The organism is Desulfuromonas versatilis, from assembly GCF_019704135.1.
In the GTDB taxonomy this organism is placed as follows: Bacteria; Desulfobacterota; Desulfuromonadia; order Desulfuromonadales; family NIT-T3; genus Desulfuromonas_A; species Desulfuromonas_A versatilis.
On record NZ_AP024355.1, the window covers coordinates 2,855,980 to 2,871,474 of the forward strand.

Sequence of the window (15,495 nt, forward strand, 5' to 3'; positions counted from 1 at the left end):
ATTTTACCACAGCTGGTAGGCCGAACAACAACATCAAGCCCTCAGCCCTGCCCAGGTGGCGAAATAACCTGCAGCGTCGCGGTACCGTGGGCCACCAGCCTCCCCTCCCCGTTGACCACCCGCACCGCCAGGCTCACGGTGCGCCGGCCCAGGTGGAGTATTTCCGAGCGGGCGACGAGTTTTTCTCCAGGCTCGGCGCCGCGCACGTAGTTGACGTTGAGGTTGGTGGTGGTCACCTTGCGCCCCGCGGGGAGCAACGGCCGCGGGAAAAAACAGACCGTATCGACCAGGGTGGCGATAAGACCGCCGTGGGCGCCGCCGAAATAGTTCAGATGCGCCGGCCCCACCTCCACCTCCATGACGGCGAAAGCATCGCCGATCTCCGTCAGCCGGATGCCGAGGGTTTGCAGCAGGGGGATAGCGTTGCCGGACTCCAGGGTGGCAGGTTTCATGCAGACTCCTCCGAAGACAAGAGCGGCCCAGGGGACTGGGTGAATCAGCGCTGCGCCCGGCGCAGCCGCAGGAGCAGCCACAGGGCGTTGAACCAGCACCAGACCAGCAGGGTTGCCCCCAGGTGCCCCGCCGGATTGTCGGTCAGGCGGTCAAACCAGCGATCAAATACCCTCAGCACAGCCAGCGGCCCCTGCGCCGGGGGGATGTAACGGCGGAAACTGCGCCAGGCATCCCAGGCCAGGGCCAACTGCCATCCGTGGCGCCGGACATAGCCACCGGTCCGCCACCAGAGCTGCAGGCGCTCCGCTACGCCCTTGGCGCGCAGCAGTTCGCGGATTTTATCGAGAAAAGGCAGCAGATCCAGCCCCCTGGCCTGGTCCTGGCGCCGATAAATCGCCGCCGCCTCGCGGAAGAACTCGCTCCAGCCGATGGCCGCGAAGTTCATGATGAGGGCGTTGAGGACCTGTCGGGCCAAAAGTCCTTCGGTGACGAAGCGCCTGGACGAAGTCTCCACCTCGGCCGGAAGCAACAGCCAGCGCCCCCGCTGCCTGATCCGTTCGGCCAGCCGGGTGTCCTCCATGATCGGCAGGGTTTCGTCAAAGGGGCCGACTTCGGCGAAATAGCGCCTCGCCAGCAAAAACCCCTGGTCCCCATGGGTGCATTCCGGCCGGTCGAGACGGGCCTTGGTCTCGTAATAGTAATAGGCAAAAGGAGCCCGCCCCTCGTGGTCGTAAAAGCGCAGGGCAAAATGCCCGGCAACGCCCTGGTGGCCCTGGGCCTCGATCGCCGCCCCCAGCGCATCGATCCCCCGCCGCAGGGCCAGCGGGTCGGGAAACCGGGAATCGACATGCAGAAACAGCAGCCAGGGTGCCTGCACCCCCTGCGCGGCGGTGTTGAGCTGGCGGCTGCGCCCGGCAGCAGAGCTGCGCAGGATAATGGGAAAGTCGAAGCGGCCGGCGAGCCGGCTGATGTTCTTCAGCGTGTCGTCGCTGGAGCCCCCGTCGGCGAAAATCAGCTCGAAGCGAACCTCCCGCTGTTCGGCGAGCGCCTCGACAAAAGGCCCGACGGCGGCGGACTCGTTGAGCACCGGGACGATGACGGCAAGTTCGGGGCAGGCACCGGCAGCTAGCATAAACGACGATTGTTCGACGAAGGTTGAAACGAAGCGCCCAACAAAAAAGCGGACCCTTGCAGGTCCGCTTTTTTGCATGGCGACAGGATCATCGCGGCCTAGAGCCCGGCGCGCTTGCGCAGAGACTCGGCCCGGTCGGTGCGCTCCCAGGTGAACTCGGGAAGCTCGCGCCCGAAGTGGCCATAGGCAGCGGTTTTCTGGTAGATCGGCCGCAGCAGGTCGAGGGTCTTGATGATTGCGGCGGGGCGCATGTCGAACTCCTCGCGGGCGATCCGGGCGATGTCGTTGGAGGGGATCTTGCCGGTGCCGAAGGTGTTGATCATGACCGAGACCGGCTCGGCGACCCCGATGGCGTAGGCCACCTGAACCTCGCACTTGTCGGCAAGCCCCGAGGCGACGATGTTCTTGGCGACGTAGCGGGCCATGTAGGAGGCGCTGCGGTCGACCTTGGAGGGGTCCTTGCCGGAGAAGGCGCCGCCGCCGTGGGAACCCTGACCGCCGTAGGTGTCGACGATGATTTTGCGCCCGGTCAGGCCGCAGTCCCCCATGGGACCGCCGACCACGAAGCGGCCGGTGGGGTTGATGAAGTACTTGGTTTTCTCGTCGAGCAGCTCGGCGGGGATGATCTTCCTGACCACTTCCTCGACGATCCCCTCCTTGAGGGTTTCGTAGGTCACCTCCGGGGAGTGCTGGGAGGATACCACCACCGCATCGACACGGATCGGCTTGTCGTTGATGTACTGGATCGAGACCTGAGATTTGCCGTCGGGACGCAGAAACGGCAACAGGCCGCTTTTGCGCACCTCGGAGAGCCGCTTGGTCAACTTGTGAGCGAAGGTAATCGGCATCGGCATCAGCTCGGGGGTCTCGTTGCAGGCGTAGCCGAACATCAGGCCCTGGTCGCCGGCGCCCTGCTCCTTGAACATCCCCTCGCCTTCGGTAACGCCCATGGAGATGTCGGGGGACTGGCGATCGATGGAGGTCAGTACGGCGCAGGTTTCGTAGTCAAAACCCATGGAGGAATCGTCGTAACCAATCTCCTTGATGGTCTGGCGGACGATCCCCGGCATGTCGACGTAAGCCGTGGTGGTGATTTCGCCTGCGATCATGGCCATGCCGGTGGTCACCAGGGTTTCGCAGGCCACCCGGGCCTTGGGGTCCTGGGCGAGGATGGCGTCGAGAACGCCATCGGAAATCTGGTCGGCGATTTTGTCGGGATGCCCCTCGGTTACGGACTCGGACGTGAAAAGAAAATCGGTCATTGCCATGGAGCAGAATCCTCCTGTCTGGGTTGGTTTTGAACAAAGTTGCAATTTAAGGGGAATTGTTCGAAATTGTCAAGCCCTTAACCGGCCCTTAAACGGTTGGGTACAAAGCGGCCGGAAAATGCTCAAATCGGCATGGGAGCGAACAACTCGGGAAAACGCTTGCCCATCTCCTCCTCGAGCAGGCGCGAGACATCCTGCGCCGTGGGCAGACTCGAGAGACGGGCCAAAAGCTGCTCTCCGTCCTCCCGCGTCACCTGGCGCAGCACCCTCTTCACCCGCGGAATCCCCGGGGCATTCATGGAGAGCTCGTCGATCCCCAGCCCCAGCAGCACCAGCAGATAGAGGGGATCGCCGGCCATCTCGCCGCACATGGCGACCGGGATCCCTTTGTCCCTGGCCGCCTGGCAGATCATCCGCAGGGCCCGCAAGATGCCCGGATGCATCGGTTCGTAGAGGTAGGCGACATGTTCGTTGCCGCGGTCCACCGCCAGGCAGTACTGGATCAGGTCGTTGGTGCCGATGGAGAAGAAATCGGCCTCCTGCGCCAGCATGTCCGCCACCAGCGCGGCCGAGGGGGTTTCGATCATGATCCCCACCGGAAGCTCGGCGGCGAATGCTACCCCTTCGGCAGCCAGCTCGGCCCGTGCCTTTTCGAGACACTCACGGCAGGCCCGCAACTCGGCCACCCCGGAAATCATCGGGAACATAATGCGCGCGGGGCCGAAGGCCGAGGCCCGCAAAATGGCCCGCAACTGGATGTGGAACAGGCGACGCTCTTTGAGGGAGAAGCGGATCGCGCGCAGGCCCATGGCCGGGTTGGCCTCGTCGGCCAGGTTGATCTCGGGCACGAACTTGTCCCCGCCGACATCCAGGGTGCGGATGGTCACCGGGTTGGGGGCCATTTTTTCCAGAATATCCTTGTAAACCTCAAACTGCTCCTGCTCGCCGGGGGGAATCCTGCGGTTGAGAAACAAAAACTCGGAGCGGAACAGGCCGATGCCCTCGGCGCCCTGGGCCAGCACCAGGGGGATCTCGTCGGGCAGTTCGACGTTGCCCCGCAGCGCGACATGGTGCCCGTCCCGGGTTTCCGAGGCGAGTTCGCGATAGCTGAGCAGTTCCTTCTCCAGGTAGTCGTAATTCTGTTTCTTTTTCAGGTATTCACGAAACGTCTCGTCGGAGGGGTTGAGAATCACCGTGCCGTGGCTTCCGTCGATGATCACCGGGGTCGGCTCCTTGACCAGAGCGGTGATGTTCTCCAGGCCGATCACCGCGGGAATCCCCATGGAGCGCGCCAGGATGGCGGTATGGGAGGTTCGGCCGCCGACATCGGTGACAAAACCGATGATCTGCTCTTTTTCCATCTGCATGGTGTCGGCGGGGGAAAGATCGTGAGCGACCACCACCACCTTGCGGTCGAGGCCGGCAATCGCCTGCTGTCCCTCTCCCAGCAGGTTGCGCAAAAGCCGCTCGCCAATGGAGTCGATATCCGACCCGCGCTCGCGCAGGTACTCGTCCTCGATGCGCTCAAACACCTCGCGAAAGCGGCGCAAGGTTCGTTTGAGGGCCCCCTGGGCGTTGATCTGCTCATTGCGGATCAGCTCCAGGGTGCTGTCGATCAGCATCTGGTCCTCGAGGATCAGCAGATGGGTATCGATAATATAGAGATGCTCGGCCAGCTGGCGGTCGGAAACGGCGGCCTTGACCTCTTCGAGCTGCATTTTGGACTGCTGCACCGCCTCCAGAAAGGCGTTGACCTCGAAGGGGATTTCCTCGGCGGCAATCGGCCGCTCCACCGCCCTCACCCGCTCCCGATTGACCGAGTGGGTCTCCCCGATGCTGATCCCGGGGGAGGCCCCGATGCCGATCAGGAAAGTGTCCAGGGGTATTTTATTCTTCCCCGAATCCGTCATCGATCAGTTGCCCGATGGCACTCATGGCCGCCGGGCCATCCTCCCCGTTGATGGTTACCAGTATCTTCGACCCCTTGGGAGCAGCCAGCATCAATATGCCCATGATGCTCTTGCCATTGACCTCCACCCCCTCCTTCTCCAGGGTGATGTCGGAGCGGAAACGATTAGCGGTCTGCACCAACTGGGCGGCAGCCCTGGCGTGCAGGCCGAGCCGATTTTTGATGATAAACTCTTTTTTCTCCATAACCCTTCGCAGCTTTCGAAGTAACCACCAGAGCAACGGCCGGCGTCCGGGTCCGCGCCGGCCGGTCAGAATTTGAGCCAATCCCCTCCAACCCATGCGGGCAAATGCTGATTGAGCTGAACCGCCAGCAGTATCATCCCGGCAATACTCAGGACCAGCAAAAGGGTGGAAACCCCCTTGCGCACCAGCCACCCCACCAGCACCACCGCCGGAATCACCGCCAACCCCCATGCGGCCCGCACCCCTTCGCCGTGCAGGGAGATAAAGGCCAGATAAGCGCAGAAACAGCCGAGCAGGACCACCGTCCCTTCCTTGCAGCGGATGGCCAGATCCGGCAGCCTTCTGGCCTGGATGAGCTCGACCACCTTGAGACCGAGCCGGTACCCCCCGAACAGCCCGGCGACCCGAAACACCAGGTGAGGAAGGTTGAACAGCAGCAGAAACGCCACGGGAGCCCAAAGCGACCCTTTTACCGCAAAAAACAAGGCGATGCCCGCGGCCAGAGGGCGGATCCCCCCCCAGAACAGGGCATCTCCCATGGCGGCATACGGGGCCATGATCATCCCCTTGAATTCCTTGACCTCGAGATAGGTCTTCTCGCCCCGTGAGCGCTTTTCCTCCAGGGCCAACGCGGTCCCCAACACCGCTGAGGCCATGAAGGGGTGGGTATTGAAGTATTCCAGATGCCTCCGGTAAGCCAGGGCCAGTTCCTCCTCCCGGTAATAGAACCGCAGAGCCGGTGCCAGCACATAGAGTGTCCCCAGGCTCTGGAGGCGCTCGAAATTCCAGCTCGCCTGAAGAATAAAGGAGCGCAGCAGCACCCTCAGCAGGATGGCGGCTGGGAGTTTTGAAGGGGCCACACTCACCTCACAACAGCCAGAGCATCAGAAATGCCGAGGTAAAGGATGCCCCGAACAGGGTCAGGGAACGACTCACGTTGATGGTCCCGAGAATGACCGCGGTGCCCACCAGCGGGAAAACCATCCAGAGCCAGCCCTTGGCCGGGTCCACCAACTGGAGCAGCGGCGAGCCGAAAAGCAGCAGCACCGCCGACCCTGCCCCAATAATCACCAGGTAAGTGGCCAGCGAAGCCAGGGCGAAATGCGACAGCCCCAGCAGATGACTCTTCTCCGCAGCCTCCAGCTGGCCGGCATCCAGAGAATCCAGGGCGCGCTTCAGCAGTTCGCCGTTGCGGGTCCGCGCCCAGCGGTCGAAAGCCTGGCCGATTCGCCCCAGCGGCAGGGCGACCAGGGTGCAGAGAACACTCGGTGCCAACCCCGTGAGGCCGAGCGGCCCCTGAAAAACAATGGCCAGGGCGGTTGCCCCGACGGCCACCTGGGTATCATCCGGGGGGATGGCTGCCCCTACCGGAAGCCGCCCCAGCCAGAGCAACTCCACCAGCGCCCCGACCTGCAGCCCGACTGCCGGTTCTCCCAGCAGCAGGCCGGTAAGGGGGGCGGCGACGATAGGCCGGGACACCATCACCTGAAGAACCGCGGTACGATCGAGGCCGACAAACACCGAAACCAGTCCGGCTATGAGAAAGTCGACCCCGGGCATGTCACCCCTCCACGCTGTGCAGCAGGTGCTTCCAGCTTCGTTCCCGGTCGGGCGGCACGCATTGGCAGACGATCCGCACCCCGTCCGCCTCGAGCTGCTGGAAATTCAAGACATCCGCGGGGTCAAGAGCGATGGTGCAGGAGTAGCGCACCTTGCCTTCCCCGCCGTGCATGTTGCCCAGGTTGAGTTCCTTGAAATCGACCCCACAGCGGTGGGCCTTGACCGCATCGCCGGAGCTGGCGAAAAGCAGCAGCACCTTGCTCGCATCAAGAGCGTGGGAGTGGAAGGCCCGGGCCACGTTTTCGACGCTGTCGATAAGCACCTTGATTCCCTTGGGCACCGCGGCGGCCATCAGGGTTTTCTGGAAACTCACCCGGGCCACCTCATCGTTGGCCACCACGATGCAGTCAGCGCCGATATGCGGCACCCAGGCCTCCAGGACCTGGCCGTGAATCAAACGATTATCGATGCGGGTTAGAACGAGACTCATGTCTTTTGACTGCCTCCTGTCGGAACCAGTGCCTGCCGAGGGGCGGTGGCTGGAGGGGGAACCTGCCCGAAGCCGGTCGATGGGTCACCAATCAGTTTTGCAGAAATTCGCTGGCAAGGGAGATGCTTTGCTGACCGTAGGCCTTGAGCATTGCAGCCAGCTCGAACAGGGATAGCCCCTCCTGGCTGTTGAAGAACTTGAGAACCATGGGCAGGTTGACCCCGGTCAGGACCTCGATTTTTTTTGGCTCGAGCAGCGAAAGACTGATATTGGCCGGCGTCCCGCCGAACATGTCGGTCATCACCACAACCCCCTCCCCATCGCCGCCAACGGTAGCGATGGCTTCGATCACCCCGCTGCGGATGGTCTCCACGCTGTCCTCCTTGCGAATACAGACAGCCTTCACGTTCCTGGCCGGACCGATGATCATCTCGGCGGCGTTGATAAGCTCCTGGGCCAGGTTGGAATGGGTGGCGATTACCAGTCCGATCATGGGTTCATACCTTGGCAATGTCCCGGTGAAGCACCTGGAGTTGGATCCCCTCGCCAAGAACATGGGCCCGAAGAGCCTCCACGATCGCCACGCTGCGATGACGCCCGCCGGTGCAGCCAATGGAGATGGTCAGGTAGCTCTTTCCCTCGTGGCGATACTGGGGAAGCAAAAAGTCGAGCAGCGACTGAAAGCGGTTGAGAAAATCCTGACAGGCGGCCTGCTTAAGCACATAATCGCTGACCTCCCTGTCCAGTCCGCTCAGCGGCTGAAGTTCCGGCACGAAATGCGGATTGGGGATAAACCGCACGTCCAGCACCAGGTCCGAACCCGCCGGGATCCCGTTGCGAAAACCGAAGGACTGGAGTTGCACCAGCATCGGGGTGGCCTCGTCATCTCCCCGGGCCAGCTGGGAAATCTTGGCCCGCAACTGGTGGGGGGTGAACCACGAGGTGTCGATGATGTTGGTCGCCCTTTTGCGCAGTCCGGCCAGCAACTGGCGCTCGTTGCTGATTCCCTCCTCCAGCTTGGCGGTGAGGGCCAGCGGATGGCGGCGACGGGTCTCGGAATAACGGCGGATCAGCACATCGTCCGAGGCGTCGAGAAAATAGACTTCGGGCACGTAACCGGCGCGGCCGAGAGCCTCCATGGTGGTCTCGACGCCGGCCAGAAAATCCCGGTTGCGCACATCGATGACCACAGCAAGATTGGCCGTAAACCGCACCCCCTGTTCGGCCAGTTCGAGAAACTGCGGCAGCAGCGCCAGCGGCAGATTGTCGACGACGAAAAAGCCCTCGTCCTCCAGGGCCCGCGCGGCGGCGGTCTTACCCGAGCCGGACAGGCCGGTGATGATGATCAACCGCTTGCGGCTCATTCGAGATTGTCCCCGATGATGGTGTGGGCATGCAGGTGGGCCATCTCCGCCATACGCCGCTCCAGACGATCCTGAAACTCCAGGGCGCTGTGGTACCCCATCTCCTTGAGCAGCTGATTGCGGGCGGCCACCTCGACAATGGTGGTGATATTGCGGCCGGGGCGCACCGGAATCCGCAGCAGGGGTATCTCTATCCCCAGCAGGGAATAGGACAAGTCCTCCAGGCCGAGCCGGTCGTATTCGACCCCTTCCTGCCACTCGACGAGTTCGATCGCCAGATCGATCTTCTTGCGCTCGCGGATTGCGGCAACCCCGAACAGGTGTTTGATGTTGATGATCCCCAGTCCGCGGATCTCCATGTGGTAATGCAGCAGATCGCTCCCCTCGCCGAAGAGCACTGCGGGAAGCTTCATGCGCACTTTGACCACATCATCCGCCACCAGCCGGTGCCCCTTGAGCACCAGGTCGAGGGCGCATTCACTTTTGCCGATGCCGCTTTTTCCAAGCAGCAGCACCCCGACACCCAGCACATCCACCAGCACGCCGTGCACGGTGGTTGCCGGGAGCAACCGCTCCTCGAGAAATTTGGTAACCAGGGAAATGAAGGTCGAACTCTGGTGATGGGAACGCAGCAGGGGGATTCCCTGGCGCTCGGTCTCCTCCACCAGCATCGCCGGGGGCGTTTGCCCCTTGGTGATGATGAAGCAGGATATATCCAGGGCGCAGAGCTGTTTCAGGTTGGTTTCCGCCAGGTCCCGGGGAAGATGATTGAGATAGGTCAGTTCCGTGGAGCCGAGCACCTGGATGCGGTCGGGGTGCAGGTTGGTCGTGTACCCCGCAAGGGCGAGCCCCGGTTTCTGAATGCGCGGGACCCTGACTGACTTGAGAAGACCGCGCTCCCCGGCAAGCAGTTCGAGGTCGAGCCCGGCCTCCTTCTCAGCCAAAAGTTCCTGGATACTCAGTCCCGCCATAGCTTCCGGAGGTATTAGAGGTTAGCTTCTTCCTCGGCGATGATGTCGTAGATCCCCTGACCGTCGCCGGCCTCCATCAGACGGCGGCGCACGGCGGGGTTTTTGAGCAGTTTGGAAATCCTCGCCAGGGTCTTCAGGTGCACCCCGACCGACTCCTCAGGAGCCACCAGCAGAAAAAAGAGGTGGGCCGGCTTGCCGTCCATGGAGTCGAATTCGACCCCAGCCTTGCTGCGCCCGAAGGAGATGAGCAGGTTGTCGATGTCCTTCAATTTGCCGTGGGGGATGGCGACTCCCTCGCCGATGCCGGTACTTCCCAGCCGCTCCCTCTCCTGCAGGACCTGGATCACCTCATCCCGGTCAAGACTGCTTGCGGCTTTGCGCATGGCGTCGGTCAGTTCGGCAAGAACCTCATTCTTTCCCTCGGCCTTCAAATCGGCCACGATGGCCGCAGGATTAAGCAGATCAACGATCTTCATACCCATCCATCAAGATACCAGTGCAGTGAACCGTTAAAATCCGCGGGGGGACGGGCAGCCGCCCCTCCCCCCTTGCAATTTGTATCCGGCCGATTATTTCTGAGGGACAATGACACCGTAGTTGCCGTCTTTGCGACGGTAGACGACATTGATCTCCTCGGTAGCGGAGTCGGTGAACACCAGGAATTCCTTCTCCAGCAGATCCATCTGCATGACCGCCTCTTCAACCGCCATGGGCTTTACCTGAAAGCTGTTGCTGCGAATGATGACCGGCTCCACGGCCCCCTCTTCGACGCTCTCGGCGGCAAAAACGGTTTTGCGGATTTCACGGCCGCGACCCGCTTCGGGTTTGTGGTTCTTGATTTTTTCCTTGTAGCGCTTGAGCTGGCGCTCGATCTTGTCCAGGACCGCATCGATGGCGGCGTACATGTCGTTGGTTTCCTCGGAGGCCTTGATCCCGATCCCCTTGGCGTTCATGGTGACCACGGCCTTATGGCGAATCTTCTTCTCGACCGAAAGAACCACCTGCACGTCGATCGGCTCATCGATATACTTTTTGACCCGGGCAAGCTTTTCATCCGCGTAGGCACGCAGAGGCTCGCTGGTTTCCATATGACGAAAAGTGACATCAATCTGCATAAGAAAAAACCTCCTGGTGATAGTCCCCTTCGCGGGGACGCTGATACCTTTATCTGAAGTATATCGCTCCCGGGGCCAATGACCAACGGGGAGAGGGGTTAAAAAAGCCTCTTTCTTTCGGTGGAGGAACCCACCCCGAGCATCTCGCGGTATTTGGTGACGGTGCGTCGCGCGATATCGATGCCGTGCTCCTTGAGGATCTCCACGATCTTCTGGTCGGAGTAGGGTTTTTTGGGATTCTCCGCGCCAATGATCTCCTTGATCTTGCTCTTGACGCTCTCCGAGGCGATGGATTCGCCCTGGGTGGTGCTTATACCGCTGTTGAAGAAAAACTTCAACTCAAACAATCCCTGCGGGGTCTGCACGTACTTGTTGGTGGTGACGCGGCTGATGGTCGACTCGTGCATCTCGATGTCCTCGGCCACATCCCGAAGAACCAGCGGCTTCAGGTATTCGATCCCCTTGTCGAAGAATTCCCGCTGAAACTTGACGATGCTCCTGGTGACCTTGTAGATGGTCCGCTGGCGTTGGTGAATGCTCTTGATCAGCCAGACCGCGCCGCGCAGTTTCTCCTGGATGTATTCGCCGGCCTTCTCGTCGACCTTTTCGGCACCGGAGAGGGCGTTGCGGTAAAAGGAATTGATGCGCAGGTTGGGCAGGCCCTCGTCGTTGAGCACCACCACGTACTCCTCGCCGATCTTGTAGACGAAGATATCCGGGGTGATGTAATGGACGTCCTCCTGGCCAAAGGCGCTGCCGGGCCTGGGGTCGAGATTGGAAATGATCTTGGCCGCCCCCAGCACCTCGTCGAGGGGCACGCCGAGGGCCCTGGCGATGACGGGGTATTTGCGGTTCTCCAACTCGCCGATGTGATCACGAAGTACGGCCTCGACGATGGAGCCCTCCATCCCCAGGCTCTGCACCTGCCTGAGCAGGCACTCCTGGAGGTTGCGGCAGGCAATGCCGGGCGGATCCAGTTCCTGCACCAGCCTCAGAACCGCCTCGACCTTTTCGGGTTCGACCCCCGTACTGCCGGCGATCTCCTCGGTGGTGGCCCGCAGGTAGCCGTCCTCGTTGAGGTTGCCGATGATCTCGCCGGCGACGGCCCGGTCCGCGTCATTGATGCGGGACAGGCTAAGCTGCCACATCAGGTGATCGAAGAGGGTACTTTTTTTGGTCAGCAGGTTCTCGTAGGAGGGCCGGTCCTCATCCTCTTCGTAAAAGTCGGCCGTCGAACCTCCGAGGTTATACCCTTCGAGATAGGTCTGCCAGTCGATGTCGCTGAGCCCCTCGCTTTCCCCGGCAACCTCCTTAACTTCCTGGGCCGGGGCTTCGCCTTCCTTGTTCTCGGGCCCGCTTTCGCTGACTTCCTCCCTCAGTTCCTTTTCATCCAGGGTCTCGACCCCTTCTTCCAGAACCGGGTTCTCCTCCAATTCCTGCTGAACCATGTCGACCAGTTCCATCCGCGACAGCTGCAACAGCTTGATGGCCTGCTGCAGTTGCGGCGTCATGACCAGTTGCTGGCTCAGTTTCAATTGTTGGCGGATCTCTAGTGCCATGCTGCTCCCGGGGGGCGGGCCCCGCTTGTTTTGATGGATTGACTGAACCTGCCGGGCGTCTCAGAGCCTGAATTTTTCACCCAGGTAGATGGCCCGCGCACGGGGGCTTTCCGCGATTTGCTGCGGTTGCCCGTATTCAAGGATTTCCCCTTCGTTGAGGATATAGGCCCGGTCGCAGACACCGAGCGTTTCCCGGACGTTGTGATCGGAAATCAGGACACCGATGCCCCGGGACTTGAGTTCGGAAATAATATTCTGGATGTCAATGACGGCGATCGGGTCTATGCCGGCGAAGGGCTCGTCGAGGAGGATGAATGCAGGCTCGATGACCAAGGCCCTGGCGATTTCAACGCGCCTTCGCTCGCCGCCCGAGAGCGCATAGCCCGGGGACCTGGCCACATGGGTCAGGCGGAAATCCTCCAGCAGCTGATCCTTTCGCTTGCGCCCCTTCTCCTGGGAAAGTCCCAGCGTCTCGATGATCGCCAGCAGATTCTCCTCAACGGTCAACTTGCGAAAAACCGACGCCTCCTGGGGCAGGTAGGCGATGCCGGCCTTGGCCCGTTGGTACATGGGCAGGTCGGTCAATTCCAGGTCGTCGAGAAACACCTTGCCCCGGTCCGGCCTGACCAGCCCGACCACCATGTAGAACGAGGTGGTTTTCCCCGCGCCGTTTGGCCCGAGCAGCCCGATCACCTGGCCCGAGGCCACCTCGAGATCGACCGAGCGCACCACCTGCCTGCCACGATAAGCCTTGCAGAGTTCCCTGGCCCTGAGCCGGCGACTCAAGGTTTTTTCCCCTGGGGATGGAATATCGCATTCACCCGAGAGGAGCCGCCACCCTTGACGATGCTCTTTTCTTCGTTCAGAAAAACGGTGATCTCCTCACCCTCAACGAAGTCGGCACCATCGTTGACCCTCGGCGATCCGGTCAGCACCACCTTCCCCTCGCGATTGTAGAAGACGGCCTTCTGACCCGTGGCCACCCGGTCGCCCTGCACAATCCGCACCCCCTGCTCGGCTTCGACCCGATCGATCTCCCGCCCCTTGGGGGTGTAGACGATGATCAGTTTCTCCGCATAGATGGAGATCGGCCCCTGGGTGGCCATGACGTTGCCGAGAAAGGTGACCAACCCCCTGGAGTCGTCACCCTCGAGACGGTCGGACTTGATCTGGATGGGCTGATCGTTCGAATACCCCAGGCCCGCGCCGGTCTGCGCATGGATCGGGCCGGCAACGAATATCGCTAACGCCGCAAGGGCCAGGACTGCCTTATTCCTCATCGTCTTCTAACGTCACTTTCGCCTGGGATCAGAGCGGTAACCTCGGCCAGCAACTCGTAGGTGTAATCCTCGACATTGAGGCGCATCCCTCTGCCGGTAACCTGGAGTTCCTTCCCGACCACGCGCACCCGATCCACCGCGGAAATCATGTTCTCGTCGTTCCGGTACGCCAAGCGCTCCGTGTAGAAGGCGTCTCCCCGGGGGTTGGTGACCACGACCTCCCCCTCCACCTCGACGAGCCCGACCTCATGATTGATCTGCCCGAGGTTCGCCTTCAGAGTGCCGTTCTCCTCACCCTTTTCGTCGAAGAAAGTCAGCTCGACATTTTCGATGCTGGTGACACCCTGCCGCACGCTGTGGGCAGCCGAATCGGCCACCAGGGTCCAGCGGCGGACCCCATCGCGGGTCTCTGTATAGTTGATCTTTTTTAAAGCCAGGTCGATGTTGCTGGGGAGCGAGTCCAGAACCTCCTCCGGACCGCCGCCGCGGAAATTGACCGCCACCGTCACGGCCAGGCCGCAGGCCAGCGAAAACATCAAAAAAACCAAGAAATTACGAACATTTAACTTTCGTGCCATGGTTGGATAGAGTATACCATCATAGAACAAGGGTGTAAAGGCGATTTTCCGGAGGTTGGCACGGGATTTGAATCTGATGTATGGTCAGGCGAAATACCTGGCGGTCAGCTCTTCCCAGCGGCCGGTCTGCTTAAGGATCAGGTCACACAGTTCGCGCACCGCGCCGCGGCCGCCGGGCCTGGAGGTCACGTAATGCACGCAGGACTTGACCTCCTCGACGGCATCGGCCACGGTTGCGGCAAAGCCTACCCTGCGCAGGATCGGCAAATCGACCACGTCGTCACCGACGTAGGCCACTTCCCGGTCGCCGATCCCCAGTGTCTCGAGGATTTCCCGGTACGGCACCAGCTTGTCCTTGGCCCCCTGGTAGAGGATTTCGATGCCCAGCTCCTCGGCGCGCCGATTGACCACCGTCGACTCTCGGCCGGTGATGATCCCGACCCGGATGCCGACCCGCTGGATCAGTTTGAGCCCGTGACCGTCCTTGACGTCGAAGGCCTTGGTCTCCACCCCGTTGGCGTCGTAGATGATCCGGCCGTCGGTCATCACTCCGTCGACATCGAGCAGCAGCAGCTTGATCGGCTCCAGACGCTCCCTCATCACACCACCCCCGCCTTGAGCAGGTCGTGCAGGTGCACGATCCCGACCGGTGCCTGATCCTCATCGTGCTCGAAAACGAACAGCGAGGTGATGGAGTGCTGCTCCATCTTCTGCAGGGCCTTGGCGGCAAGGTTCGAGCGCAGAATGCGCTTGGGGTTGCGCGACATCATTTCGCCGATGGGGCGGTTGAGCCCGTCGAAACCTTTTTCGATGACCCGGCGCAGGTCGCCGTCGGTGAACACGCCGAGCAGCGCCCCGGCAGGATCGACCACCCCGGTGATGCCGAGCTTCTTGCTGGTGATCTCGAACAGGGCCTCCTTGACCGGCGTCTCCGGTTTGACCAGGGGGATGGCCGCACCCGCGTGCATGATCTCCTCGACCCGCAGCAGCAGGCGCTTGCCAAGGGATCCGCCGGGATGATAGAGAGCGAAGTCCTCCTCCCTGAAGCCCCGCTGCAGCAGCAGAGCGACTGCCAGCGCATCGCCCATGGCGAGGGTGGCGGTGGTGCTGGCCGTGGGCGCCAGTCCCAGCGGGCAGGCCTCTTCCTGGATGGAGATGTCGAGGAACACGTCCCCGGCCTTGGCCAGGGTGGAGGAGGGGTTGCCGCTCATGGTGATCAGCGGCAGGCCCATGCGCTTGATGATCGGCAGGATGCGCACCACCTCCTCGGTCTCACCCGAGTTGGAGACCGCCACCACCAGGTCGCCCTTCATCAGCATCCCCAGGTCGCCGTGAATACCCTCGGCCGGGTGCAGGAACAAGGCCGGCGTGCCGGTGGAGGCCATGGTCGCCGCCACCTTCTGGCAGATCAGGCCCGACTTGCCCATGCCGGTGATGACCACCCGCCCCTGGCAGGCCAGGACCATTTCCACGGCTTTGGAAAAATTGCCGTCGATCCGCTCGATCAGCGCCGAGACCGCTTCGGCCTCGATGCGCAGGACCCGCTTTGCCGATTCAACAATATCGTTCAC

General features: G+C 61.7%; 19 protein-coding genes. All 19 read right to left on the minus strand.

Annotation, left to right across the window (positions count from 1 at the left end; genetic code table 11):
- Positions 1-41: 41 nt before the first annotated feature.
- The 19 genes from DESUT3_RS12905 to DESUT3_RS12995 all read right to left on the minus strand — a co-directional run bounded on the left by DESUT3_RS12905 (position 42) and on the right by DESUT3_RS12995 (position 15,495).
- Positions 42-452 carry a PaaI family thioesterase gene (locus tag DESUT3_RS12905; RefSeq protein ID WP_221248894.1) on the minus strand — a complete coding sequence of 137 codons (411 nt, stop codon included), beginning with the start codon at positions 450-452 and terminating at the stop codon, positions 42-44.
- A 44-nt stretch (positions 453-496) separates the two neighbouring features.
- Positions 497-1,585 carry a TIGR04283 family arsenosugar biosynthesis glycosyltransferase gene (locus DESUT3_RS12910; RefSeq protein ID WP_221248895.1) on the minus strand — a complete coding sequence of 363 codons (1,089 nt, stop codon included), beginning with the start codon at positions 1,583-1,585 and terminating at the stop codon, positions 497-499.
- Positions 1,586-1,683: 98 nt separating this feature from the next.
- Positions 1,684-2,853: a methionine adenosyltransferase gene (gene metK, locus DESUT3_RS12915; RefSeq protein WP_221248896.1), complete on the minus strand. Its 1,170-nt coding sequence runs from the start codon at positions 2,851-2,853 to the stop codon at positions 1,684-1,686.
- 122 nt (positions 2,854-2,975) lie between these two features.
- The gene (gene ptsP / locus DESUT3_RS12920) at positions 2,976-4,763 is read right to left on the minus strand and encodes a phosphoenolpyruvate--protein phosphotransferase (protein WP_221248897.1); all 1,788 of its coding nucleotides are present in this window, start codon (positions 4,761-4,763) and stop codon (positions 2,976-2,978) included.
- Positions 4,741-5,007 (minus strand): HPr family phosphocarrier protein, encoded by a 267-nt coding sequence (locus DESUT3_RS12925; RefSeq protein ID WP_221248898.1) that lies wholly within the window; start codon positions 5,005-5,007, stop codon positions 4,741-4,743. Before DESUT3_RS12925 ends, ptsP begins: the two co-directional genes overlap by 23 nt.
- Positions 5,008-5,072: 65 nt before the next feature.
- On the minus strand, positions 5,073-5,867 hold the full coding sequence (locus DESUT3_RS12930; RefSeq protein WP_221248899.1) for a PTS system mannose/fructose/sorbose family transporter subunit IID: 795 nt from the start codon (positions 5,865-5,867) through the stop codon (positions 5,073-5,075).
- Positions 5,868-5,874: 7 nt separating this feature from the next.
- Positions 5,875-6,567 (minus strand): PTS sugar transporter subunit IIC, encoded by a 693-nt coding sequence (locus DESUT3_RS12935; protein ID WP_221248900.1) that lies wholly within the window; start codon positions 6,565-6,567, stop codon positions 5,875-5,877.
- A 1-nt stretch (position 6,568) separates the two neighbouring features.
- Positions 6,569-7,057, minus strand: coding sequence for a PTS system mannose/fructose/N-acetylgalactosamine-transporter subunit IIB (locus DESUT3_RS12940; RefSeq protein ID WP_221248901.1), 489 nt, complete (start codon positions 7,055-7,057; stop codon positions 6,569-6,571).
- A gap of 91 nt (positions 7,058-7,148) precedes the next feature.
- Positions 7,149-7,550 (minus strand): PTS sugar transporter subunit IIA, encoded by a 402-nt coding sequence (locus DESUT3_RS12945; protein ID WP_221248902.1) that lies wholly within the window; start codon positions 7,548-7,550, stop codon positions 7,149-7,151.
- A gap of 4 nt (positions 7,551-7,554) precedes the next feature.
- The gene (gene rapZ, locus DESUT3_RS12950) at positions 7,555-8,421 is read right to left on the minus strand and encodes an RNase adapter RapZ (RefSeq protein WP_221248903.1); all 867 of its coding nucleotides are present in this window, start codon (positions 8,419-8,421) and stop codon (positions 7,555-7,557) included.
- Positions 8,418-9,392, minus strand: a complete 975-nt coding sequence (gene hprK, locus DESUT3_RS12955) for an HPr(Ser) kinase/phosphatase (protein WP_221248904.1) — start codon at positions 9,390-9,392, stop codon at positions 8,418-8,420. Before hprK ends, rapZ begins: the two co-directional genes overlap by 4 nt.
- Positions 9,393-9,406: 14 nt before the next feature.
- Entirely contained in the window at positions 9,407-9,868 is a 462-nt protein-coding gene (locus tag DESUT3_RS12960; protein WP_221248905.1) for a PTS sugar transporter subunit IIA, read from the minus strand.
- 93 nt (positions 9,869-9,961) lie between these two features.
- Positions 9,962-10,507: a ribosome hibernation-promoting factor, HPF/YfiA family gene (hpf, locus tag DESUT3_RS12965; RefSeq protein ID WP_221248906.1), complete on the minus strand. Its 546-nt coding sequence runs from the start codon at positions 10,505-10,507 to the stop codon at positions 9,962-9,964.
- A gap of 98 nt (positions 10,508-10,605) precedes the next feature.
- Positions 10,606-12,066 carry an RNA polymerase factor sigma-54 gene (gene rpoN, locus DESUT3_RS12970; protein ID WP_221248907.1) on the minus strand — a complete coding sequence of 487 codons (1,461 nt, stop codon included), beginning with the start codon at positions 12,064-12,066 and terminating at the stop codon, positions 10,606-10,608.
- Positions 12,067-12,126: 60 nt separating this feature from the next.
- Complete coding sequence (gene lptB / locus DESUT3_RS12975) at positions 12,127-12,852, minus strand: LPS export ABC transporter ATP-binding protein (protein ID WP_221248908.1); 726 nt, start codon at positions 12,850-12,852, stop codon at positions 12,127-12,129.
- Complete coding sequence (gene lptA, locus DESUT3_RS12980; protein WP_221248909.1) at positions 12,849-13,346, minus strand: lipopolysaccharide transport periplasmic protein LptA; 498 nt, start codon at positions 13,344-13,346, stop codon at positions 12,849-12,851. Before lptA ends, lptB begins: the two co-directional genes overlap by 4 nt.
- Positions 13,343-13,924: an LPS export ABC transporter periplasmic protein LptC gene (gene lptC, locus DESUT3_RS12985; RefSeq protein ID WP_225911504.1), complete on the minus strand. Its 582-nt coding sequence runs from the start codon at positions 13,922-13,924 to the stop codon at positions 13,343-13,345. The genes lptA and lptC overlap by 4 nt, the downstream gene beginning before the upstream one ends.
- Before the next feature lie 84 nt (positions 13,925-14,008).
- Positions 14,009-14,524 (minus strand): KdsC family phosphatase, encoded by a 516-nt coding sequence (locus DESUT3_RS12990; RefSeq protein WP_221248911.1) that lies wholly within the window; start codon positions 14,522-14,524, stop codon positions 14,009-14,011.
- Positions 14,524-15,495: a KpsF/GutQ family sugar-phosphate isomerase gene (locus tag DESUT3_RS12995; protein WP_318835940.1), complete on the minus strand. Its 972-nt coding sequence runs from the start codon at positions 15,493-15,495 to the stop codon at positions 14,524-14,526. Before DESUT3_RS12995 ends, DESUT3_RS12990 begins: the two co-directional genes overlap by 1 nt.